The sequence below is a fragment of the Streptomyces sp. NPDC004435 genome (genome assembly GCF_042873895.1).
GTDB lineage: Bacteria > Actinomycetota > Actinomycetes > Streptomycetales > Streptomycetaceae > Streptomyces.
In genome coordinates, this window is sequence record NZ_JBIAMB010000005.1 from 158298 (window position 1) to 180129 (window position 21832).

Below are 21832 nucleotides of genomic sequence, written 5' to 3' on the forward strand. Positions count from 1 at the left end.
GAATGGACGGGGCTCTCGCCGTGGCGACCTGCTCAGGAGGTCAGGAGGTCTCAGTGGTGGCCGTGGCCGCTCTGGATCTCCTTGTACTCGTCGAGCGTGGGCTTGGCGATCTGGTTGTCGTCGCCGTAGTAGCCCTTGTTGAGCTTGACCCGGAGCTTCTCGACCGCGCCGATCTTCCGCTCCACGCCGTTCTCGTCGACGGCCGGCGGCAGCTCGGCGGGCTGGTACTGCTCGTGCGCGGTGAGCTTGTACAGCTCGCCCTGGCTGAGCGGCTCGTGGATCTCGACGAACTCACCGTGCGGCAGGCGCTTGATGATGCCGGACTCGCGCCCGTGCAGCACCTTGTCCTTGTCCCGGCGCTGGAGGCCGAGGCAGATCCGCTTGGTGACGATGAACGCGATGACCGGGCCGACGAAGAAGAAGATCCGCACGAACCAGGTGATCGAGTTGATCGACAGGTGGAAGTGGGTCGCCCAGAGGTCGTTTCCACCACCCACGAGCATGATCATGTACGCGGTGATCCAGGCGACACCGAAGGCGGTGCGCGTCGGAGCGTTGCGCGGGCGCTGCGCGATGTGGTGCTCGCGCTTGTCGCCGGTGATCCAGGACTCGATGAACGGGTAGACCGCGATCGCCGCGAGGACCAGCGGGAAGATCACCAGCGGGATGAACACGCCCAGGACGAGCGTGTGGCCCCAGAGGTTGATCTCCCAGCCCGGCATGACACGGATCAGACCCTCGGCGAAGCCCATGTACCAGTCGGGCTGGGCGCCGGTGGACACCTGGTCCGGGCGGTACGGGCCGAGGGCCCAGATCGGGTTGATCGAGGCGATCGCCGCGATGACCGTGATCACGCCGAAGACCAGGAAGAAGAAGCCTCCGGCCTTGGCCATGTACACGGGGAGCAGCGGCATGCCGACGACGTTCTTGTTCGTCCGGCCGGGGCCCTCGAAGTGCGTGTGCTTGTGGACGAACACCAGGATCAGGTGCGCGACCACCAGGCCCAGCATGATGCCGGGGAGCAGCAGCACGTGCGCCGAGTAGAACCGGGCCACGAAGTCGCCGCCGGGGAACTCGCCGCCGAAGAGGAACATCGACAGGTAGGTGCCGACGATCGGCACCGACAGGATCGCGCCCTGCATGAAGCGGACACCGGTGCCGGAGAGCAGGTCGTCCGGGAGCGAGTAACCGGTGAAGCCGGTGAACATGCCCAGGAAGAACAGCAGGAAGCCGAACAGCCAGTTGATCTCACGCGGCTTGCGGAAGGCGCCCGTGAAGAAGACGCGCATCATGTGCACGAACATGCCGGCGAGGAAGATCAGCGCCGCCCAGTGGTGGATCTGCCGGATGAGCAGACCACCGCGCACCTCGAACGAGATGTGCATGGTCGAGTTGAACGCCTCGGACATCAGCTGTCCCTGGAGCGGGACGTATGGTCCGGCGTACTCCACCTCGTTCATCGACGGGTGGAAGAACAGCGTCAGGTAGACGCCCGTCAGGATGATGATGAGGAAGCTGTAGAGGCAGATCTCGCCCAGCATGAAGGACCAGTGGTCCGGGAAGATCTTCCGCATGTTGGCCTTGGCCAGCGTGTAGATCCCCAGGCGACCGTCGGCCCAGTCGGCGATCCGCTCACCGGCGGGCGCCTTCTTCTCCGTGTTGGTCACAGTGCTCATCCGCGCTCCCAGAAAGAGGGACCGACGGGCTCGTCGAAGTCGCCGTGCGCTTCGAGGAAGCCCTCGTCGTTCACGCCGATCCGCAGCTGCGGGAGCGCGTGACCGGCCGGGCCGAAGATGACTCGCGCGCCGTCGGACAGGTCGAAGGTGGACTGGTGGCACGGGCAGAGCACGTGGTGGGTCTGCTGCTCGTACAGCGAGATCGGGCAGCCGACGTGGGTGCAGATCTTCGAGAAGGCGACGATGCCCTCGTGCGACCACTCGAGCTCGCGCTTGTCCTTGATGTCCTCCGGCTGGATCCGGACGATCATCAGGGCGGCCTTGGCGATCTCCACCTGGAAGTGGTGGTCGTGCTCGGAGAGGCCCTCGGGCATCGCGAAGGTCAGCGAGCCGACGGCCACGTCCTCGGGACGCAGCGGCTCGTGCGTGTTCATGTTGATGAGCAGCTTGCCCTTGGCCCACAGCGTGGTGCGGAGCTTCCGCTCGGGCAGCGGGCCCATGTCACGCAGCAGCACGATGCCGGAGAGCGGCACCATGGCCAGCGCGCCGAACAGGGTGTTGCGGATGAGCTTGCGGCGGCCCATGCCGGACTCGGCGGCGCCGGCCGCGAAGTCCGCCATGACCTTCGCCTTGACCTCGGGCGACGCCTCCATCGGGTGGCGCTCGTCCGCGACCTCGACGTCGGACATCAGGGTGCGGGCCCAGTGGACCGCTCCCGCGCCGATGAAGAAGAGGGCGAGACCGAGCGTCCAGCCCAGCGCGAAGTTGAGCGCGGACACGTGGCCGAAGGGCCAGATGTACACGTTCTTGTCGACCGGGAAGATCACGTACGAGGCGATGAAGCCGACGGTGGCCAGCATCGACAGCACGAACATGAAGGCGACGGCGCGCTCGGACCGGCGGGCGGCCCGCTCGTCGATGTCCTGGATGCGCGGCTTGTGGGGCGGAAGGCCCGGGTCGACGAACGGGTTGTCCGCGACCTTCACCGCGCCGTGCGCGGTGTCCTGCCCTGCCGGCAGGTTCTCTTCTGGAATCTCTTGGCTACTCATGACTTCTTGGCCTTAGCGGTGTGGGCCGCGACCCAGATGGCAACTGCGATCAGTGCGCCCAGACCGAAGACCCAGGCGAACAGGCCCTCGGAGACGGGGCCGAGGCCACCGAGCGAGAGGCCGCCCGGGCTGACGGTCTTGTCGCCGTTGACGGCCTGGACGTACGCGATGATGTCCTTCTTCTCCTTCTCCGGCATGGTCGTGTCCGGGAAGGAAGGCATGTTCTGCGGGCCGGTCTGCATGGCCTCGTAGAGATGCTTCGGGCTGACGCCGTCGAGGCTCGGGGCGTACTTGCCGTGGGTCAGGGCGCCGCCCTCACCGGTGAAGGCGTGGCACTGCGCGCAGTTGGTGCGCCACAGCTGGCCACCGTTGGCGACATCGGCACCCGCGGGGTCGTACTGGCCCTGCTTCGGCGTGGTCGGGCCGGCTCCGAGGGAGGCCACGTACGCCGCGAGCTGGTCGATCTCGGCCTGCGTGTAGATGACCTTCTTCTTCGGGACCTGGGCGCCCGGCTGCTGCGCCGGCATGCGGCCGGTGCCGACCTGGAAGTCCACGGAGGCGGAGCCCACGCCGACGAGGGACGGGCCGTCAGAGGTGCCCTGACCGCCGGTTCCGTGGCAGCTGGCGCAGCCGACGGAGTAGAGCTTCTTGCCCTCCTCGATGGCGAGGGACTGGGCGGTTTCATCGGCCTTCGCCGTGCCCGCGGGCGCGAACGCGGCGTACAGCCCCCCCGTGGCCGCCAGCGCGAGAAGTAGGACGACGACCGCCGCCAGCGGATGGCGTCGTCGTGCGGAGAGCTTTTTCACGGATTACCCCGGTGTCAGGATCTTCTGCGTCGATGCTTGCTGGATGTCGGTCCGCCGCGACGGGCGGTGACCGACTACTTGATCATGTAGATCGTGGCGAAGAGGCCGATCCAGACGACATCGACGAAGTGCCAGTAGTAGGACACGACGATGGCGGCGGTTGCCTGCTCGTGAGTGAACCTCTTGGCGGCGTACGTCCGGCCGAGGACCAGCAGGAAGGCGATGAGACCGCCCAGCACGTGCAGGCCGTGGAAGCCGGTGGTCAGGTAGAACACCGTGCCGTACGGGTCGGACGAGAGCGAGAGGCCCTCGTGCTTGACCAGCTCGGTGTACTCCAGGACCTGGCCGCCGATGAAGATCGCACCCATCACGAACGTGATGATGAACCACGTCCGGAGCTTCTTCACGTCACCGCGCTCCGCGGCGAAGACGCCGAGCTGGCAGGTGAGCGAGGAGAGCACCAGGATCGTGGTGTTGGTCGCCGCGAACGGAAAGTTCAAGGCGTCGGCCTTTTCCGTCCAGAACTCGGGACCGGTCACCGATCGCAGGGTGAAGTACATCGCGAAGAGGGCCGCGAAGAACATCAGCTCGGAACTCAGCCAGATGATGGTTCCGACGCTGGTGAGGTTCGGTCGATTGACCGACGGGTGCGCGTGCCCGGTATCTACTGTCGTTACTGTCGCCACGACCGACATTATGTCGGTCGCTTATCCCGCCCTCACTCCGGGGGGTGCCGTTCGGAGTGTCAGGGGGGTGTGTCCAGCCCGAACGGCCCATCGCGCGGGCCTCCCGGCACCCTTCGAACAGGTGTTGAACGGGTGTTGACGGGGTGTGGAGCGGAGTAGCATCCCGCGCACCGGTCGAGGACGACCGGCCCGCCTTCCGGACGGAGGAACGATGCAGTCGAGTGCCACGGTCCTGGTCTACAGCGACGACGCGAACACCCGGGAGCAGGTCCGGCTCGCCGCCGGGCGGCGGCCCGCCGCGGACGTGCCCCCGGTGCGGTTCGTGGAGTGCGCGACGCTCCCGGCCGTGCTGAAGCACCTTGACGAGGGCGGGATCGACGTCTGCGTGCTGGACGGCGAGGCCGTCCCGGCGGGCGGCATGGGCGTCTGCCGGCAGATCAAGGACGAGGTCTTCCGCTGCCCGCCGGTCCTGCTGCTCATCGGCCGCCCGCAGGACGCCTGGCTGGCCACCTGGAGCCGCGCGGACGCCGCGGTCACCCTTCCGGTGGAACCGGTCGAGTTCGCGGCGTCCCTGGCCGCCCTGCTCCGCACGCGCCTCTCGATCGCCTCCTGAGGGTGATCGGTCGGCCTCCGGTCAGAGCGCGGGCCGGAGGCGGGCCTTGGTGACCTCGGTGGCCGAGGGGTCGCCCTTCTCGGCCACCAGGGCGCTGCCCCGGCGCCACTTCTCCCACTCCATGTTCCAGTCGCCGAAGCCGTTGCCGAAGGTGTCCATCAGCTCGCCGTAGCTGTTGACGGTCCGGACGATGTCGCCGGGGCGGACGGTCTCGTAGAACCAGGCGGCGTTGCCGGTGGACATGCCCACGCAGCCGTGGCTGACGTTGGCGACGCCGTGGGAGCCGACGGACCAGGGGGCGGCGTGCACGTACTCGCCGCTCCAGGTGACCCGGGTGGCGTAGTAGACCGGCAGGTCGTACGACTCGGAGCTGCCCTCGGCGATGCCGATGCTGGTGCCGCGCATCCGGACGTAGTACTCCTTGCCGAGCACCACTTTGATCCCGTTACGGGTGGAGAAGCCCGGTTTCCCGGTGGTCACCGGAATGGTGTTGATCACTTCTCCGTTGCGCCGGACCGTCATGTAGTGGGTCGAGGCGTCCGCGACGGCCTCGACGCGGTCGCCGATCTTCAGCCGCAGCGGGGTGGACGGGCCGCCGTAGAGCTTGTCGCCGACCCGGAGGCCGTCGAGGTTGGCGGTGGCGGAGACGAGCGCGCCGGACGGCCAGTACTCCTTCGGGCGGAAGTGCAGCTTCTTGTCGTCCACCCAGTACCAGGAGCCCTCGACGGCGGGCGTGGAGCGGACCTTGAGGGCCCGTTCGACGACGGCGCGCGCGGCCCGGTCCTTCACGGGGAGGCTGAGGTCGGCGGTGATCGGCTGTCCGACGCCGTAGGTGCCCGCCTCCGGCCCGAAGGTGACGGTCAGGGCCCTTTTGGTCGGAGCTGTCTCGAAGGTGTACGTACGGGCGCCAGGGGCCCCGTCCTCGTCCTCCGTGGCCACTCTGACGGTGTAGCGGGTCCCGGCGGCCAGTGAGCCCGTGGAGCGCCAGGTACGCCCGTCCGCGGTGAGCTCGCCCGCGAGGTGGCGGCCGGCCGCGTCGGTCGCGGTGACGTCGGTGAGGCGCCCCTCGTCGCCCTTGGCGGTGATCTCCAGGGGCTTCTCGGGGTCGAGCCGGGTCCCGTCGGCCGCCGCGAAGGCGATCTGGTCGGCAGCGTCGTACGGGGTCGCCGACAGCGGGTGCCCGTCCGGACCGCCCACGCACGCCGCCGCGCCCGCGGTGACGGTGAGGGCCAGGAGGGTGCAGCTCAGAACAGTCCGAATGCGCGGCGTGTCGTTCATGACTTCACGCTAAGGACACTTCCGCGCGCAGGCGCGCCGAGCGGTGCAAAAGAGGGGCCCGGCCGCTTCGCGTACGAAGTGACCGGGCCCCTCGGGGGTGTTGCGGGGTGCTGCTACTGGTTCTGGTTCTCACCGCGGTAGAACTCGAAGACCCAGCCCCAGATGCCGACGAGGATCAGCGGGGCGGAGAAGTACATGATCCACCAGCCCATCGCGACCGAGAGGAACGCGAGCGCTCCACCGAGGGCCAGCGACAGCGGCTGCCAGCTGTGGGGGGCGAAGAAGCCCACCTCGCCGGCCTCGTCCGCGACGTCGGCCTCCTTGTCGTCCTGGGCCATCGCGTCGACACGCTTGGCCGTGAAGGCCAGGTAGTAGCCGATCATGATGGAGAGGCCGAAGGCCAGGAAGAGCGCCGTCGTACCGACCGGCTCCTTGCTCCAGACGCCGTACAGGACCGCCATGGCAAGGATGAAGACGCTCAGCCAGATGAACATCTTGCCCTGGATCTTCACTTGCCGGCCTCCTTGCTGCCCGTGAGGGCCGCGGCCTCGTGCGGCTTGTTCTCCAGCTGGTCGACAGCCGCGATCTCAGGGTGGTGCAGGTCGAACGCGGGCGATTCCGAACGGATCCGCGGCAGCGTGAGGAAGTTGTGCCGCGGCGGCGGGCAGGACGTCGCCCACTCGAGCGAACGGCCGTAGCCCCACGGGTCGTCGACCTCGACCTTCTTGCCGTACTTGGCGGTCTTCCACACGTTGTAGAAGAACGGCAGCATCGACAGGCCGAGCAGGAACGACGAGATCGTCGAGATCGTGTTCAGCGCGGTGAAGCCGTCGGCGTCCAGGTAGTCCGCGTAACGACGCGGCATGCCCTCGGCGCCCAGCCAGTGCTGCACCAGGAAGGTGCCGTGGAAGCCGATGAACAGCGTCCAGAAGGTCATCTTGCCCAGGCGCTCGTCCAGCATCTTGCCGGTGAACTTCGGCCACCAGAAGTGGAAGCCGGCGAACATCGCGAAGACGACGGTGCCGAAGACGACGTAGTGGAAGTGCGCCACCACGAAGTACGAGTCCGAGACGTGGAAGTCCATCGGCGGCGAGGCCAGGATGACGCCGGTCAGACCACCGAAGGTGAAGGTGATCAGGAAGCCGATCGTCCAGAGCATCGGCGTCTCGAAGGACAGCGAGCCCTTCCACATCGTGCCGATCCAGTTGAAGAACTTCACGCCGGTCGGTACGGCGATGAGGAACGTCATGAAGGAGAAGAACGGCAGGAGCACGCCGCCTGTGACGTACATGTGGTGGGCCCACACGGTCACGGACAGACCGGCGATCGCGATGGTCGCGGCCACCAGACCGATGTAGCCGAACATCGGCTTACGGCTGAAGACCGGGATGACCTCGGAGACGATGCCGAAGAACGGCAGGGCGATGATGTACACCTCTGGGTGTCCGAAGAACCAGAAGAGGTGCTGCCAGAGCAAGGCTCCGCCGTTGGCCGCGTCGAAGACGTGGGCACCGAACTTGCGGTCCGCCTCCAGGGCGAACAGCGCCGCCGCGAGGACCGGGAAGGCGAGCAGGACCAGGACACCGGTCAGCAGCACGTTCCAGGTGAAGATCGGCATGCGGAACATCGTCATGCCCGGAGCGCGCATGCAGATGATCGTGGTGATGAAGTTGACCGAGCCGAGGATCGTGCCGAAGCCGGAGAAGGCCAGACCCATGATCCACATGTCGGCGCCGACACCCGGCGAGCGGACCGCGTCCGACAGCGGGGAGTAGGCGAACCAGCCGAAGTCGGCCGCACCCTGCGGGGTGAGGAAGCCGGCCACCGCCATGATCGAGCCGAAGAGGTACAGCCAGTAGGCGAACATGTTCAGCCGCGGGAACGCCACGTCGGGCGCGCCGATCTGCAGCGGCATGATCCAGTTCGCGAATCCGGCGAACAGCGGCGTCGCGAACATCAGCAGCATGATCGTGCCGTGCATCGTGAACGCCTGGTTGAACTGCTCGTTCGACATGATCTGCGTGCCCGGACGGGCCAGCTCGGCGCGCATGAAGAGCGCCATCAGGCCGCCGATGATGAAGAACACGAACGAGGTGACCAGGTACATCGTACCGATGGTCTTGTGGTCGGTGGTGGTCAGCCACTTCACCACCACATTGCCGGGCTGCTTGCGGCGGACGGGCAGCTCGTTCTCGTACGAGTCCTCAGCCGCGGCACCCTTGGTTTCGTTGGGGATGCTCACAGTTGGTTCTTCTCCGCGTTCCTGGCCGGGTCCGTCTGCTCGATGCCGGACGGAATGTAGCCGGTCTGGCCCTTCTCGGCCAGCTCCTTCAGGTGCGCCTGGTAGCGCTCCGGGGAGACGACCTTGACGTTGAAGAGCATCCGGGAGTGGTCGACACCGCACAGCTCGGCGCACTTGCCGAGGAAGGTGCCCTCCTGGGTCGGGGTGACCTCGAAGACGTTGGTGTGGCCCGGGATGACGTCCTGCTTGAAGAGGAACGGCACCACCCAGAAGGAGTGGATGACGTCACGCGAGGTGAGGACGAAGCGGACCTTCTCGCCCTTCGGCAGCCACAGGGTCGGGCCCGGGTTGCCGGTCTGCGGGTTGCGGTCGCCGGGGATGCCGGCGGCGTAGACGCCGCCCGCGTTCTCCGGGAACTGCTTGATGTACTTGTCCGGAATGGACGCGAGGTTCTTGTCCGTCTTCGCGTCACCCTCGACGCCGGGCACGTCCTCGATGTAGTTGAAGGCCCAGCTCCACTGGTAGCCGACCACGTTGATCGTGTGGGCCGGCTTATCCGAGAGGGCAAGGAGCTTCGACTCGTCGCGCGCGGTGAAGTAGAAGAGCACCGAGACGATGATGAGGGGGGTGACCGTGTACAGCGCCTCGATGGGCATGTTGTAGCGGGTCTGCGGAGGTACCTCGACCTTGGTCCGGCTGCGCCGGTGGAAGATGACCGACCACAGGATGAGGCCCCACACCAGGATGCCGGTGAGGAGCGCGGCGGCCCAGGACCCCTGCCACAGGGAGAGGATCCGAGGCGCCTCTTCCGTGACGGGGGTGGGCATGCCAAGGCGGGGGAAGTCTTCCCAGTTGTACGAGCAGCCGGTGGCTGTCGCCAGGATCAGGCCCGCAGTCAGCACCTGCGGCAGCTTCCGCCGCATCGGGCGCCGCGACGAGCGGTCGGAGCCGTTGGGACTCACGTAGCGCCTTCCCGAGAGTCTCGGCCCGCGTTGGTCGGCCACGGCCGTCCGTCTCGCTGGTCGGTCGCCGCCCCGGCCGCGGGCAGGGGTTTGGATGTTTATGCGGACCAAACCCTACTGGACGCTATTTGGGGTCGCGCGGGGAGGGTGCCCAACGCGCCGTCCGAGTCCCCGAAGGGGTGGACCCGAACGTTCCGCCGAGCGACCGGAAGCGCCCGTTCGGGGGTCTGGGGGTGGGTGGGGGCGCTCTTCTGACGCAGGCTCACCCGTCGCGGGCGGATCCTTCTCGTGCCGCCGGGCCCGGCCCGCGGGGGGGGCGCGCCTGTGGTCGGTGGGGTGGCGTGGGGGGGCGGGGCGGGTGGTGGCCTGGGGGCGGCCGGGGGCGGGGCGGCCGGGGGCACGGGGGGGGCGGCCGGGGGCGGGCAGTGGGGAGGCCTGGCGGGGGCAGCCGGTGGCGCGGGTGGGCGGGTGGGGCTGGTGACAGGTCGGGGCGGCCGGCGGCGCGGGCCGGGGGCCCGCCCTGCGGGTGAGGGAGAGGGGGCGGAGCAGCAGTGGCCGGTGGAGGGGGAGGCTCTGGGCCTGTGACCAGGGGCGGGGCGTTCGGCTCGTGGCCGGCGGGGGCCGCGGGGACGGAGGAGGCGGGGGCGCGGGGACGGAGGAGACAGGAGCCGCGGGGGCGGAGGAGGCAGGGGCCGCGGGGGCGGAGGAGGCAGGGGCCGTGGGGGCGGAGACAGCGGGCCGTGGGGGCGGAGACGGCGGGGGCCGTGGCTGGGCGGGGAGGCGTCGGGCGCAGGCTCTACGGTGGGCGGATGCCGTACTTCGACGCCGCGTCCGCCGCTCCTCTTCACCCCGTCGCCCGTCAGGCGCTGCTCGCCGCCCTCGACGAGGGGTGGGCCGACCCGGCCCGGCTCTACCGGGAGGGGCGGCGGGCCCGGCTGCTGCTCGACGCGGCGCGGGAGGCCGCGGCGGAGGCGGTGGGCTGTCGCCCCGACGAACTCGTCTTCACTCCTTCGGGGACACGCGCCGTCCACTCGGGCGTGTCGGGCGCGCTCGCCGGACGCCGGCGGGTCGGCGCCCGGCTGGTGGTCTCGGCCGTCGAGCACTCCTCGGTGCTGCACGCGGGCGAGGCGCACGCGGCGGCCGGCGGGGCGGTGACGGAGGTTCCGGTCGGCCGGACCGGCGCGGTGGACCCCGAGGCCTTCGCCGCGGAGCTCGGTGACGGGGTCGCGCTCGCCTGTCTCCAGTCGGCCAACCACGAGGTGGGAACGGAGCAGCCGGTGGCCGAGGTCGCCGAGGCGTGCCGGGCGGCCGGGGTGCCGCTGCTGGTGGACGCGGCCCAGTCGCTGGGCTGGGGGCCGGTGCCGGAGGGCTGGTCGCTGCTGGCGGCGAGCGCGCACAAGTGGGGAGGACCGGCGGGCGTGGGGCTGCTCGCGGTACGGAAGGGAGTGCGGTTCGCTCCTCAAGGGCCTTCCGACGAGCGGGAGTCGGGCCGCGCGCCCGGCTTCGAGAACCTGCCCGCGATCGTCGCCGCGGCGGCCTCTCTGCGCGCGGTGCGGGCCGAGGCGGCGGCGGAGGGCGCCCGGCTGCGGGCGCTCGTCGACCGGATCAGGGCGCGGGTTCCGGAGCTGGTGCCGGACGTGGAGGTGGTGGGCGACCCGGTGCGGCGCCTCCCCCACCTCGTCACCTTCTCCTGCCTGTACGTCGACGGGGAGACGCTGCTGTCCGAGCTGGATCGGGAGGGTTTCTCCGTTTCATCCGGTTCGTCGTGCACCAGCTCGACGCTGACGCCCAGCCATGTGCTGCGCGCGATGGGGGTGCTGAGCGAGGGGAACGTCCGGGTCTCCCTCCCGGGCGGGACCTCGGAGGAGGACGTGGACCGCTTCCTGGAGGTGCTTCCCGGGGTCGTCGCGACGGTACGCGAGCGGCTGGGCGTGCCGTCGACCGGCGCCGCGGTGCCGGACGAGGGCGGGGAGCTGGTGGTGGACGCGCGGGGGAAGCGGTGCCCGATCCCCGTCATCGAGCTGGCGAAGGTGATCGGGTCGGTGCGGGTCGGGGGCACGGTGACGGTGCTCTCGGACGACGAGGCGGCGCGGCTGGACATCCCCGCGTGGTGCGAGATGCGGGGGCAGCGGTACGAGGGCGCGTCCCCCGCACCGTCCGGCGGCCACGCCTACGTGGTCCGCCGCACGTCGTAACCCCCTGCGCGCCGCCGCTCCGTCATGGGGCGTACGTTCCGCCGGAGCGGAAGTACGCCCCCGCGGAGGTCCGTCCGGGACGGGGCGCAGCCCGGCAGGCCGCGCCCCGCGCGGGGTCAGCCGAGGTGGGCGTGGACCTCGGTGGCGGCCTCGTGGCCGTATGCCTTGGTGAAGCGGTCCATGAAGTTGGCGCGGCGCAGCGTGTACTCCTGCGTGCCGAGCGTCTCGATGACCAGCGTCGCGAGCATGCAGCCGACCTGCGCCGCCCGCTCCAGGCCGACGCCCCACTGGAGGCCCGTGAGGAAGCCCGCGCGGAAGGCGTCGCCGACACCGGTGGGGTCGACCTTGGCCTCCTCCTCCGGGCAGCCGACCTCGATCGCGGGCTCGCCCGCGCGCTCGATCCGGACGCCGCGCGAGCCGAGCGTGGTGACACGGTGGCCGACGCGGGACAGGATCTCCTCGTCGGTCCAGCCGGTCTTCGACTCGATGAGCCCCTTCTCGTACTCGTTGGAGAAGAGGTAGGTGGCGCCGTCGAGGAGGACGCGGATCTCCTCGCCGTCCATGCGGGCGATCTGCTGCGAGAAGTCGGCCGCGAAGGGGATCTCGCGGGTCTTGCACTCCTCGGTGTGGCGCAGCATCGCCTCGGGGTCGTCGGCGCCGATGAGGACGAGGTCGAGTCCGCCGACGCGGTCGGCGACGGCCTTGAGCTCGATGAGGCGGGCCTCGCTCATGGCGCCGGTGTAGAAGGACCCGATCTGGTTGTGGTCCTTGTCCGTGGTGCAGACGAAGCGCGCGGTGTGCAGGACCTCGGAGATGCGGACGGAGGCGGTGTCGACGCCGTGGCGGTCGAGCCAGGCGCGGTACTCGTCGAAGTCGTAGCCGGCCGCGCCGACCAGGATCGGGCTGCCGCCGAGCTGGCCCATGCCGAAGCAGATGTTGGGGCCGACACCGCCGCGGCGGACGTCGAGGTTGTCCACGAGGAAGGAGAGGGACACCGTGTGGAGCTGGTCGGCCACGAGCTGGTCGGCGAATCGGCCGGGGAAGGTCATGAGGTGGTCGGTGGCGATGGAGCCGGTGACTGCGATACGCACGGCTGGGCGCTCCTGCGGGTGAAGGGTGATGACGATCCACGCTACCCGGTACCGGGCGCGCTGCCGAACAGTGGAAACTACCCCAGAGTAGGCCTTTTCTCCGGAGGCGGGTGGTGCATACGGTGCGCCCATGACCATGTATCCCGCTCCTCGCGAGCGACACGAGTCCGAACTGAGCCTCGCGGAGCTGCGCGGGGCCAGTGCCCGGATGGTCCCGCACTGGGTGACGCCGGCCGATCCGGCGCCCGCCCCGGTCCCGCCCTCCTCGATCCACGGGGTGGTCGTCCCGGACGCGTCGGCGCGACTGATCGCCGCCACCGCCGAGTACGGCGGCTGACGGACGGAACCGTCCGCGCCCCCGCCCCGTCCCACCGGTGTCCGATCGACACGAGGGAGCGTTGCGGTGAGCGGTACGGAGAGCGGACGCGGGCGACGGACCGCGCTCGTCGCCACGGTGGCGGCGGGTGTGGTGCTGGCCGGTGGCGGCGGGTTGTATCTGACCGCCTCGGGTGACGAGGGGGCCGGTACCGCGTCGCGGGCCGCGGGCGCGCCCGCACCGCCGCCCCTGCGGCTCGGGGGCGGGAGCGGCGGTACGGGCCCGGACGCGGGGATCGCGCCGGGCGAACCGGACCCGGGCGGCGGCCCGAGCGGGACGGTCTACAGAGCCGAGGGCCCACTCCCCCAGGGGCCCTCGTCGGCCGCGGTCCACCGGCCGGAGGGCCTGGTCACCTCGGAAGAGGTGACCAGGCTGGCCGCGGTTCTCGGGGTCGAGGGGCGTCCGGCGCTGGTCGGGGACGTGTGGACGATCCGGCCCGAGAAGGACGGCCAGGAGCCGCGCCTCGACGTGTCCCGGCAGGCGCCGGGGAGCTGGACGTACTCCTGGTACGACGGCGGTCCGGCCGGCGACACCTGTCTCAAGGGCAAGGCGTGCCCGCCGCCGGGCGAGGCGAAGCCGCCGGCCAGGGGCACCCCGGTGAGCGAGGCCGCGGCGCGGGCGGCCGCCGCACCGGTGCTGAAGGTGCTGGGGCAGGACGACGCCAAGGTGTCGGCGGCCCAGGTCATGAACGGTTCGGTGCGGGTGGTGAACGCCGAGCCGGTGATCGGCGGGCTGCCCACCTACGGCTGGTCGACGGGGCTGCACATCGGCCCGGACGGGCGGCCGGTGGCGGGCAGCGGGACGCTGAAGGAGCCGGCCGCGGCCGGGACGTATCCGGTGGTGTCGGCGGAGCGGGCGCTGGCGAAGCTGAACGAGGAGTCGAAGGGCACCGGTCCGATCGGGATCGGCGGCTGCGCGACCGCTCCGCCTGCCGGGGAGCCGCAGGCGCCGGGCGAGCCCGGCAAGGACGCGCCCTGCGAGACGACCGTGGACATGGCCCCGCCGCGCGAGGTGCCGGTGACGGGTGCGGTGCTCGGCCTGGCGGCGACGGACACGGCGGACGGGCGGGCGCTCGTGCCGGCGTGGCTGTTCACCGCCGACCCGGCGGACTCGGCGCCGTACACGGTGACCTCGACGGCGGTGGCGCCGGAGTACGTGGTGCCGCCGGCGACGCCGTCCCCGGTGCCCACGCCGAGCGTGGAGGAGCCGGCCGAGGGCACGGAGCCGGTGCGGCGGATCGAGTCGTTCACGGTGCGGCCCGACGGGCGGACGCTGGCGCTGACCTTCTGGGGCGGGGTGTGCAGCACCTACACGGCGCACGCCGCCGAGGACGCGCGCCAGGTGCGGGTGCGGATCGACGAGAAGCCGACCGATCCGGACCGGGTCTGCATCCTGGTCGCCAAGGAGGTCACCGTGGAGGTGGCGCTGAAGGCTCCGCTGGGCGACCGGCCGGTGGTGGACGCGGTGAGCGACGAGGCCCTGCCGCGCCGGTAGGGCGCGCGGCGCCTGTCAGGGAAAAAGGGCGATGGCCCGGGAGGTCGGTCTCCCGGGCCATCGCCCTCGGCCGTCGCTCGCGCGACGGCCCAGGCCACCTCTCCCGGATCTCGCCGGGAGGAAGGGCCTAGCTGAACGAGTCGCCACAGGCGCAGGAGCCGGTGGCGTTCGGGTTGTCGATCGTGAAGCCCTGCTTCTCGATGGTGTCGACGAAGTCGATGGAGGCGCCGCCCAGGTAGGGGGCGCTCATGCGGTCGGTGACGACCTTGACACCGTCGAAGTCCTTGACGACGTCGCCGTCGAGCGAGCGCTCGTCGAAGAACAGCTGGTAGCGCAGGCCGGAGCAGCCGCCGGGCTGGACGGCGACGCGCAGGGCCAGGTCGTCGCGGCCTTCCTGGTCGAGCAGAGCCTTGACCTTGGCCGCGGCGGCGTCGCTCAGAAGGATGCCGTCGGTGACGGTGCTGGTCTCGTCCGATACGGACATCTACATCTCTCCCGGGTTGGTACGGAGACTGCTTGCCGACGGTTGGAACCGGCGGTGCCCCGGATTCATTCCGGGTCGAGTGGGATTTCCCTCGGGATTTCCCTCCTTCATGCTCGCACACCCCGCCCCCGGACGCGGAGGGCGAATTCGTCACATCGACACTATGGCCATCGTCAGGATGACGTGAAGAGGTTATGATAGATAGCGTCATTTAGACGAAAAGGTTCCCCGAAGAAAGGGTGCGTGACGTGACCACCGCCCAGACCCCCCTGGACGTCCAGCCGACGCCGCTCGCCCTGCTGCTGCTCGGCCGCGAGGCCGACCCCAAGAGCGAGCGCGGCGTGGAGTGTCCCGGCGATCTGCCGTCTCCCTCCGACCCCGACCTGGTGGAGCGTGCCCGAGCGGCCAAGGAGAAGCTCGGGGACAAGGTCTTCGTCCTCGGCCACCACTACCAGCGCGACGAGGTCATCCAGTTCGCCGACGTCACCGGTGACTCCTTCAAGCTCGCGCGTGACGCGGCCGCCAAGCCGGAGGCGGAGTACATCGTCTTCTGCGGCGTGCACTTCATGGCCGAGTCGGCCGACATCCTCACCGGCGACGACCAGAAGGTCGTGCTGCCGGACCTGGCCGCGGGCTGCTCGATGGCCGACATGGCCACCGCCGAGCAGGTCGCCGAGTGCTGGGACGTGCTGACCGAGGCGGGGATCGCGGACACCACCGTGCCCGTCTCGTACATGAACTCCTCGGCCGACATCAAGGCCTTCACCGGCAAGCACGGGGGCACGATCTGCACCTCGTCCAACGCGAAGAAGGCTCTGGACTGGGCCTTCGAGCAGGGTGAGAAGGTGCTCTTCCTCCCGGACCAGCACCTGGGCCGCAACACCGCCGTCCGCGACATGGGCATGTCCCTGGACGACTGCGTGCTCTACAACCCGCACAAGCCGAACGGCGGTCTCACCGTCGAGCAGCTGCGCGCCGCCAAGATGATCCTGTGGCGGGGTCACTGCTCGGTGCACGGCCGCTTCTCGCTGGACTCGGTCGAGGACGTGCGCGCCCGCATCCCCGGCGTGAACGTGCTGGTCCACCCCGAGTGCAAGCACGAGGTCGTCGCCGCCGCGGACCACGTGGGCTCGACCGAGTACATCATCAACACGCTGGAGGCGGCCCCGGCCGGCTCCAAGTGGGCCATCGGCACGGAGCTGAACCTGGTCCGGCGTCTGGCGAACCGCTACGCCGACCAGGGCAAGGAGATCGTCTTCCTCGACAAGACGGTCTGCTTCTGCTCGACCATGAACCGGATCGACCTGCCCCACCTGGTGTGGACGCTGGAGTCGCTGGCCGAGGGCAACCTGGTCAACCGGATCGAGGTCGACAAGGAGACGGAGGCGTTCGCGAAGCTGGCGCTGGAGCGGATGCTGGCTCTGCCGTAACGGTTCTCCGGCCCGTACCCGAGCCGGCCCGTACCCGAGCCGCCGCGTATGCCGAAGGGGCGCCCCCACGATCCCGTGGGGGCGCCCCTTCGTCGTCTGCCGGCCCGGACTCAGTCGAGCGCGTCCAGCAGGGTGGCGTCGAGCGGGGAGATGTCCGGCTGCTGCGGGTTCTCCTCGTCGCCGCCCTTCTTGAGCGTCCGCTTCGCGCCCCTCTTCGCCGCCTTCTTCTTCGCCCGGCGCTCCTTGCGGAGTTCGACCATCGCGTAGAGCGTCGGGACGAGGAGGAGGGTCAGCAGGGTCGAGGTGATCAGACCGCCGATCACGACCACGGCGAGCGGCTGGGCGATGAAGCCGCCCTCACCGGTGATGCCGAGGGCCATCGGGAGCAGGGCGAAGACGGTCGCCAGCGCGGTCATCAGGATCGGGCGGAGCCGGTGCCGGCCGCCCTCGATCACCGCCTCGACGACGCCGTACCCCTGGGCCCGGTACTGGTTGATCAGGTCGATCAGCACGATCGCGTTGGTCACGACGATGCCGATGAGCATCAGCATGCCGATCATCGCCGGGACGCCCATCGCGGTGCCGGTGGCGACCAGGAGGCCGATGGCGCCGGTGGCGGCGAACGGGATGGAGACCAGCAGGATCAGCGGCTGGACCAGCGACCGGAAGGTCGCGACGAGCAGCATGAAGACGATCGCGACGGCCGCGAGCATCGCCAGGCCGAGGTTGACGAACGCCTCGTTCTGGTCCTCGGAGACACCGCCGATGGAGGCGGAGGCGCCCTCGGGCAGGTCGAGCTTGTCGATCTTCGACTGGAGCGCGGTGCCCACGGCGCCGGTGTTGTCCGTGGTCGGCTTGGCCGTGATCGTCGCCGCGCGGGCGCCGTCGATCCGGGTCATGGAGACCGGGCCGGGCACGAGCTCCACGGTGGCGATGTCGCCGAGCTTCACCGGGCCGAGCGGCAGCGCCTTCAGCTCGGCGAGGGTGGTGGCCGGGGCGGCCGAGGTGATGAGGATGTCCCGCTCGGCGTCGTCGAGGGTCGCCTTGCCGGCCGGGGTGCCCCGGACGGCCTGGGCGACGATCATGCCCAGGGTGGTGGCGTCGAAGCCGGCGTCGGCCGCCTTCGCGCTGGCCTTCACGGAGATCCGCGGGACCGACTGGGAGAGGTCGCTCTGGACGTCGGTGACGTCCTTCAGCTCCGCGACCGCCTTCTGCACCTGGTCGGACGCCTTCTGGAGCAGCTCCCGGTCGCCTGCCTTCACGACGACGCTCAGGTCCTGGCTGGAGAAGCCGTCGCCGGCCGCGATCGAGGTGTCGCCGACGCCGTCGAGCCGGCCGAGGCCCGCCTCGATGGCGTCCCGGGTCTTCTCGTACGAGGCGGACTCCTCCAGGGTGACCTGGAAGGACGCCTGGTTGGCACCGGTGCCGCCGCCGAAGGCCGCCATGAAGCCGGAGGAGCCGACGGTGACCTGGTAGTCCTTGACGCCCTCGGTGTCCGCGAGGACCTTCTCGATCTTCTTCGCGGCCGCGTCGGAGGCGTCCAGGCTGGTCCCGGGGGCCAGCTTCTGCTTGACCGTCAGGACCGGCTGGTCGCCCTGGTCGAAGAAGTTGGTCTTCATGAGGGGCGCCATGGCGAAGGTGACGACCAGGACGACGAGGGCGATGGCCACGCTGGTGAGGCGGCGGCGGGTGGCGAACCGCAGCACCGGCACGTACGCGCGCTGGAGGCGGCTCTTCGCCTCCTTCTCCTCGGCGAGCCTGCGGGCCTCGTCCGGGTCCTCCGAGGTGCCCTTGGGCGCGCGCAGGAACCAGTAGGAGAGCACCGGGACGACCGTCAGCGACACCAGCAGCGAGGCCAGCAGGGCGGCCGTGACGGTGAGGCTGAAGGAGCCGAACAGCTCGCCGACCATGCCGCCGACCAGGCCGATCGGCAGGAAGACGGCGACGGTGGTCAGGGTGGAGGAGGTGACCGCGCCGGCCACCTCCTTGACGGCGGTGACGATCGCGGACTGGCGGTCCTCGCCGTAGCCGAGGTGGCGCTTGATGTTCTCCAGGACCACGATCGAGTCGTCGACGACCCGGCCGATGGCGATGGTGAGCGCGCCCAGCGTCAGCACGTTGAGGGAGAGGTCGCGGGTCCACAGCACGATCAGCGCGAGGACGACCGAGAGCGGGATGGAGACCGCGGTGACCAGGGTCGAGCGGATCGAGGCGAGGAAGACCAGGATCACCAGCACGGCCATGACGAGGCCGAGGGCGCCCTCGGTGGTGAGGCCGGAGATCGACTTGGCGACGGCCGGGCCCTGGTCGGAGACGACGGTCAGCTCGGCGCCCGCGCCCAGCTGCTCGCGCAGCCCGGGAAGCTTCTCCTCGACGGCCTCGGAGATGGCGACGGCGCTGCCGTCCTTGTCCATGGTGGCCATGACGGCGAGGCTGGGCTTGCCGTTGGTGCGGGTCAGGGAGACCCGGGCGGACTCCTCCTGCGTGACGGCGGCGACGTCGCCGAGCCGGACCGCCTTGCCCTTGGCGGGCTTGATCCGCAGGTCCTGGATCTGCTGGAGCGAGGTGTAGCCGCCGCCGACCTGGACGGTGCGGCTCTTGCCGGCCTCGGAGAAGGAGCCGGCGGGCAGGGCGGCGCCGCCGGCCTGGAGGGCCTGGGCGAGGTTCATCGAGGTCAGGCCCGCCGCGGCGAGCTTGCGCTCGTCGGGGGTGACGGAGACCTGGAGGTCCTGGACGCCGTCGATGCTGACCTGGCCGACGCCGTCGATGTCCTCCAGGGCGGGGACGACGGTCCGCTCCAGCTGGTCGGCGAGGGCCTGCTGGTCCTTGTCGGAGGTGGCGGCGAGGACGACCGTGGGGATGTCGTCGGTCGAGCCGGCCACGACCTGCGGGTCGACCGTCTCGGGCAGCACGGCCCGGGCGCGGTTGACGGCCTGCTGGACGTCGGCGACGAGCTGCTTGGTGGACTCATCCCCGTAGTCGAAGGAGGCCATGATGACGGCGCTGCCCTCGGAGGCGGTGGACGTGATGCCCTTGATGCCGTCGACGGCCTTGAGGTTGTTCTCCAGCGGCTCGACGACCTGCTTCTCGACCACATCGGGAGAGGCGCCCTGGTAGGGGGCGATGACCGAGACCATCGGGAGCTCGATCGAGGGGAACAGCTGCTGCTTCAGCTGGGGTATCGCGATCAGTCCGAAGACGATGGCGATGATGGACATCAGCCCGATCAGGGCCCGTTGCGCGAGGCTGAATCTGGACAGCCAGGACATGGGGTCTCTCTTCTGTGGCGTACTCGTCGGCAGGCGGGCGCCAGAAGCTCCCCCCGGACGACAGGATCCGCCACCGCCGGGCCGGATCGCGTCGGCCCCGGGGCGGGTCTGTCCCGGGGCGCGTACCGCGTCCGCAGTACGCCGGCGGGCGGGGTCACTCCCCCCTCGGGCGTACCAGTCCGGTCTCGTAGGCGGTGACCACCAGCTGGGCGCGGTCGCGGGCGCCGAGCTTGGCCATGGTGCGGTTGACGTGCGTCTTCACGGTGAGCGGGCTGACGTCGAGCCGTTCGGCGATCTCGTCGTTGGACAGCCCGCCGCCGACCAGGACGAGGACCTCGCGCTCGCGCGCGGTGAGGGCGGCGAGCCGTCCGGAGTCCGCCCGGGCGCCGGCGCCGACCGGCGGCGCGGCGGCGCTCTGGGCGAGGAAGGTCGAGATCAGGCCCTTGGTGGCCGCCGGGGAGAGCAGCGCCTCGCCGGCGTGCGCGATCCGGATGGCGCCGAGCAGCTCGTCCGGTTCCGCGCCCTTGCCGAGGAAGCCGGAGGCGCCGGCGCGCAGCGACTCGACGACGTACTCGTCGATCTCGAAGGTGGTGAGCATGACGATCCGGACCTGGGCGAGCTCGGGGTCGGCGGTGATCATGTGGGTGGCGGCGAGGCCGTCGGTGCCGGGCATCCGGATGTCCATGAGGACGACGTCGGGCCGTTCGGCGCGGGCGAGGGCGGCGGCCTGGGCGCCGTCGGCGGCCTCGCCGACCACCTCCATGTCGGGCTCGGAGTCGACCAGCACGCGGAAGGCGCTGCGCAGCAGGGCCTGGTCGTCGGCGAGCAGTACCCGGATCGTCATCTGTCGTCCTCCCGCGCCTCCCAGACGGTCCCGAAGGGCAACGGCAGTATCGCCTGCACCCGGAAGCCGCCGCCGTAGCGGGGTGCGGCGGTGAGGCCGCCGCCGAGGGCGGTGACCCGCTCGCGCATGCCGAGCAGGCCGTGGCCGCCGGAGGGTTCGGGGGCCGGCCCGGCGGGCGGGGTGCCGTCGTCGAGGACGGTGATCTCGACGGTACGGCCCACGAGGACGACGCTCACCTCGGCGCTCGCGTCCGGTCCCGCGTGCTTGCGGACGTTGGTCAGGGCCTCCTGGACGATCCGGTACGCGGCGAGGTCGACGGCCGCCGGGAGCTGCCGGCCGCCGTCGGAACGGGCCAGCGAGACGGGCAGGCCGGCCTTGCGGAAGCTGTCGAGGAGCCCGTCGATGACGGCGAGGCCGGGGGCGGGCTCGGTGGGGGCCGCGGGGTCGCCGGACTGGCGGAGCAGCCCGACGGTGGCGCGCAGCTCGTCGAGGGCGGAGCGGCTGGCCTCGCGGACGTGGGCGAGGGCTTCCTTGGCCTGGTCGGGGCGCTTGTCCATGACGTGGGAGGCGACCCCGGCCTGGACGTTGACGAGGGCGATGTGGTGGGCGACGACGTCGTGGAGGTCGCGGGCGATCCGGAGCCGTTCCTCCGCGACCCGGCGGCGGGCCTCCTCCTCGCGGGTCCGTTCGGCGCGCTCGGCGCGCTCCCGGATGGCGTCGACGAAGGCGCGGCGGCTGCGGACGGCGTCGCCGGCGGCGGCCGCCATGCCGGTCCAGGCGAAGACCCCGAGGTTCTCCTGCGCGTACCAGGGCGTGGGTCCGAAGGCCATGGCGGCGAAGGCGAGGGCGGTCATGGTGGCGAGGCCGACCCGCCAGGTGGTGGGGCGGTCGGTGCGGGCGGCGACCGTGTAGAGCGCGACGACGGCGCTGACGGTGACCGGGGCGGGCCGGGTGTCGCCGAGGAGTTCGACGAGGGTGAGCCCGGCGGTGAAGGCGAGGACGGCGAAGGGCCGGCGGCGGCGGAGCACCAGGGCGACGGCGGCGGCGGTCATCATCGCGACGCCGAGGAGGGTGGGGGCGCGGTCGCCGAAGGTCGGGCCGGTGGCGCTGCCGTGGGGGTCCGTGAAGGAGGCGGCGATCATCGCGAGGAGGACGCCGAGGGCCAGGGCGGCGTCGAGGGCGAGGGGGTGGTCGCGGAAGCGTTCGCACAGTGGTGCTGCGAAGCCGGGTCCGGTGCGGGTCACCCGGAAACGGTACGGGGTGGTGACGTGGGTGCGGGGAGCGGTGCCGTCCCGCGGGGTGGAAGCGGGTGCGCGGGCGCCGTCCGGTGTGCCCAC

Annotated in this window: 18 protein-coding genes; 5 read left to right on the forward strand and 13 right to left on the reverse strand. The window is 70.6% G+C overall.

The features are described 5' to 3' along the window. Positions 1-50 precede the first annotated feature (50 nt). From ACFYT9_RS10805 to ACFYT9_RS10820, 4 genes are all read right to left on the reverse strand, one after another. Complete coding sequence (locus tag ACFYT9_RS10805) at positions 51-1676, reverse strand: cytochrome bc complex cytochrome b subunit (RefSeq protein ID WP_387274174.1); 1626 nt, start codon at positions 1674-1676, stop codon at positions 51-53. Then, a complete protein-coding gene (locus tag ACFYT9_RS10810; RefSeq protein ID WP_376596765.1) occupies positions 1673-2725 on the reverse strand; it encodes a Rieske 2Fe-2S domain-containing protein in 1053 nt (350 codons plus the stop codon). Before ACFYT9_RS10810 ends, ACFYT9_RS10805 begins: the two co-directional genes overlap by 4 nt. Continuing rightward, complete coding sequence (locus tag ACFYT9_RS10815; RefSeq protein WP_376596763.1) at positions 2722-3531, reverse strand: c-type cytochrome; 810 nt, start codon at positions 3529-3531, stop codon at positions 2722-2724. Before ACFYT9_RS10815 ends, ACFYT9_RS10810 begins: the two co-directional genes overlap by 4 nt. 74 nt (positions 3532-3605) lie before the next feature. Further along, a complete protein-coding gene (locus ACFYT9_RS10820; RefSeq protein WP_376596761.1) occupies positions 3606-4226 on the reverse strand; it encodes a heme-copper oxidase subunit III in 621 nt (206 codons plus the stop codon). A 202-nt stretch (positions 4227-4428) separates the two neighbouring features. On the opposite strand from ACFYT9_RS10820, the gene ACFYT9_RS10825 reads away from it, so the two are divergent. Further along, positions 4429-4830, forward strand: a complete 402-nt coding sequence (locus ACFYT9_RS10825) for a hypothetical protein (RefSeq protein WP_376596759.1) — start codon at positions 4429-4431, stop codon at positions 4828-4830. 21 nt (positions 4831-4851) lie between these two features. Here the strand turns inward: ACFYT9_RS10825 and ACFYT9_RS10830 are convergent, their stop codons facing one another. From ACFYT9_RS10830 to coxB, 4 genes are all read right to left on the reverse strand, one after another. After that, positions 4852-6108 (reverse strand): Ig-like domain-containing protein, encoded by a 1257-nt coding sequence (locus ACFYT9_RS10830; protein ID WP_387274178.1) that lies wholly within the window; start codon positions 6106-6108, stop codon positions 4852-4854. A gap of 113 nt (positions 6109-6221) precedes the next feature. Continuing rightward, positions 6222-6620 carry a cytochrome c oxidase subunit 4 gene (locus ACFYT9_RS10835; protein WP_360313649.1) on the reverse strand — a complete coding sequence of 133 codons (399 nt, stop codon included), beginning with the start codon at positions 6618-6620 and terminating at the stop codon, positions 6222-6224. Further along, on the reverse strand, positions 6617-8350 hold the full coding sequence (gene ctaD, locus ACFYT9_RS10840) for a cytochrome c oxidase subunit I (protein ID WP_360313651.1): 1734 nt from the start codon (positions 8348-8350) through the stop codon (positions 6617-6619). Before ctaD ends, ACFYT9_RS10835 begins: the two co-directional genes overlap by 4 nt. Continuing rightward, positions 8347-9312: a cytochrome c oxidase subunit II gene (gene coxB, locus ACFYT9_RS10845; protein WP_360313653.1), complete on the reverse strand. Its 966-nt coding sequence runs from the start codon at positions 9310-9312 to the stop codon at positions 8347-8349. Before coxB ends, ctaD begins: the two co-directional genes overlap by 4 nt. An 809-nt stretch (positions 9313-10121) precedes the next feature. Here coxB and ACFYT9_RS10850 point away from each other — a divergent pair. Further along, complete coding sequence (locus ACFYT9_RS10850) at positions 10122-11507, forward strand: cysteine desulfurase/sulfurtransferase TusA family protein (protein WP_389162236.1); 1386 nt, start codon at positions 10122-10124, stop codon at positions 11505-11507. Positions 11508-11623: 116 nt separating this feature from the next. On the opposite strand, the gene ACFYT9_RS10855 is transcribed toward ACFYT9_RS10850, so the two are convergent. Beyond that, positions 11624-12598 (reverse strand): carbohydrate kinase family protein, encoded by a 975-nt coding sequence (locus tag ACFYT9_RS10855; protein ID WP_389162238.1) that lies wholly within the window; start codon positions 12596-12598, stop codon positions 11624-11626. Between the two features lie 130 nt (positions 12599-12728). On the opposite strand from ACFYT9_RS10855, the gene ACFYT9_RS10860 reads away from it, so the two are divergent. Both ACFYT9_RS10860 and ACFYT9_RS10865 read left to right on the forward strand, forming a co-directional pair. Continuing rightward, entirely contained in the window at positions 12729-12935 is a 207-nt protein-coding gene (locus tag ACFYT9_RS10860; protein ID WP_376596749.1) for a hypothetical protein, read from the forward strand. A gap of 66 nt (positions 12936-13001) precedes the next feature. Then, positions 13002-14468, forward strand: coding sequence for a hypothetical protein (locus ACFYT9_RS10865; protein ID WP_389162240.1), 1467 nt, complete (start codon positions 13002-13004; stop codon positions 14466-14468). Positions 14469-14595: 127 nt separating this feature from the next. Here ACFYT9_RS10865 and ACFYT9_RS10870 read toward each other — a convergent pair whose 3' ends face one another. Further along, positions 14596-14952 (reverse strand): iron-sulfur cluster assembly accessory protein, encoded by a 357-nt coding sequence (locus ACFYT9_RS10870; protein WP_030758092.1) that lies wholly within the window; start codon positions 14950-14952, stop codon positions 14596-14598. Between the two features lie 239 nt (positions 14953-15191). On the opposite strand from ACFYT9_RS10870, the gene nadA reads away from it, so the two are divergent. Continuing rightward, a complete protein-coding gene (gene nadA / locus ACFYT9_RS10875; protein ID WP_376605971.1) occupies positions 15192-16382 on the forward strand; it encodes a quinolinate synthase NadA in 1191 nt (396 codons plus the stop codon). 110 nt (positions 16383-16492) lie between these two features. On the opposite strand, the gene ACFYT9_RS10880 is transcribed toward nadA, so the two are convergent. The 3 genes from ACFYT9_RS10880 to ACFYT9_RS10890 form a co-directional block, all read right to left on the reverse strand. Then, the gene (locus tag ACFYT9_RS10880; protein ID WP_389162243.1) at positions 16493-19651 is read right to left on the reverse strand and encodes an efflux RND transporter permease subunit; all 3159 of its coding nucleotides are present in this window, start codon (positions 19649-19651) and stop codon (positions 16493-16495) included. 154 nt (positions 19652-19805) lie between these two features. Continuing rightward, complete coding sequence (locus tag ACFYT9_RS10885) at positions 19806-20495, reverse strand: response regulator (RefSeq protein WP_389162245.1); 690 nt, start codon at positions 20493-20495, stop codon at positions 19806-19808. Next, positions 20492-21739, reverse strand: coding sequence for a sensor histidine kinase (locus tag ACFYT9_RS10890; protein ID WP_389162247.1), 1248 nt, complete (start codon positions 21737-21739; stop codon positions 20492-20494). Before ACFYT9_RS10890 ends, ACFYT9_RS10885 begins: the two co-directional genes overlap by 4 nt. Positions 21740-21832 lie beyond the last annotated feature (93 nt).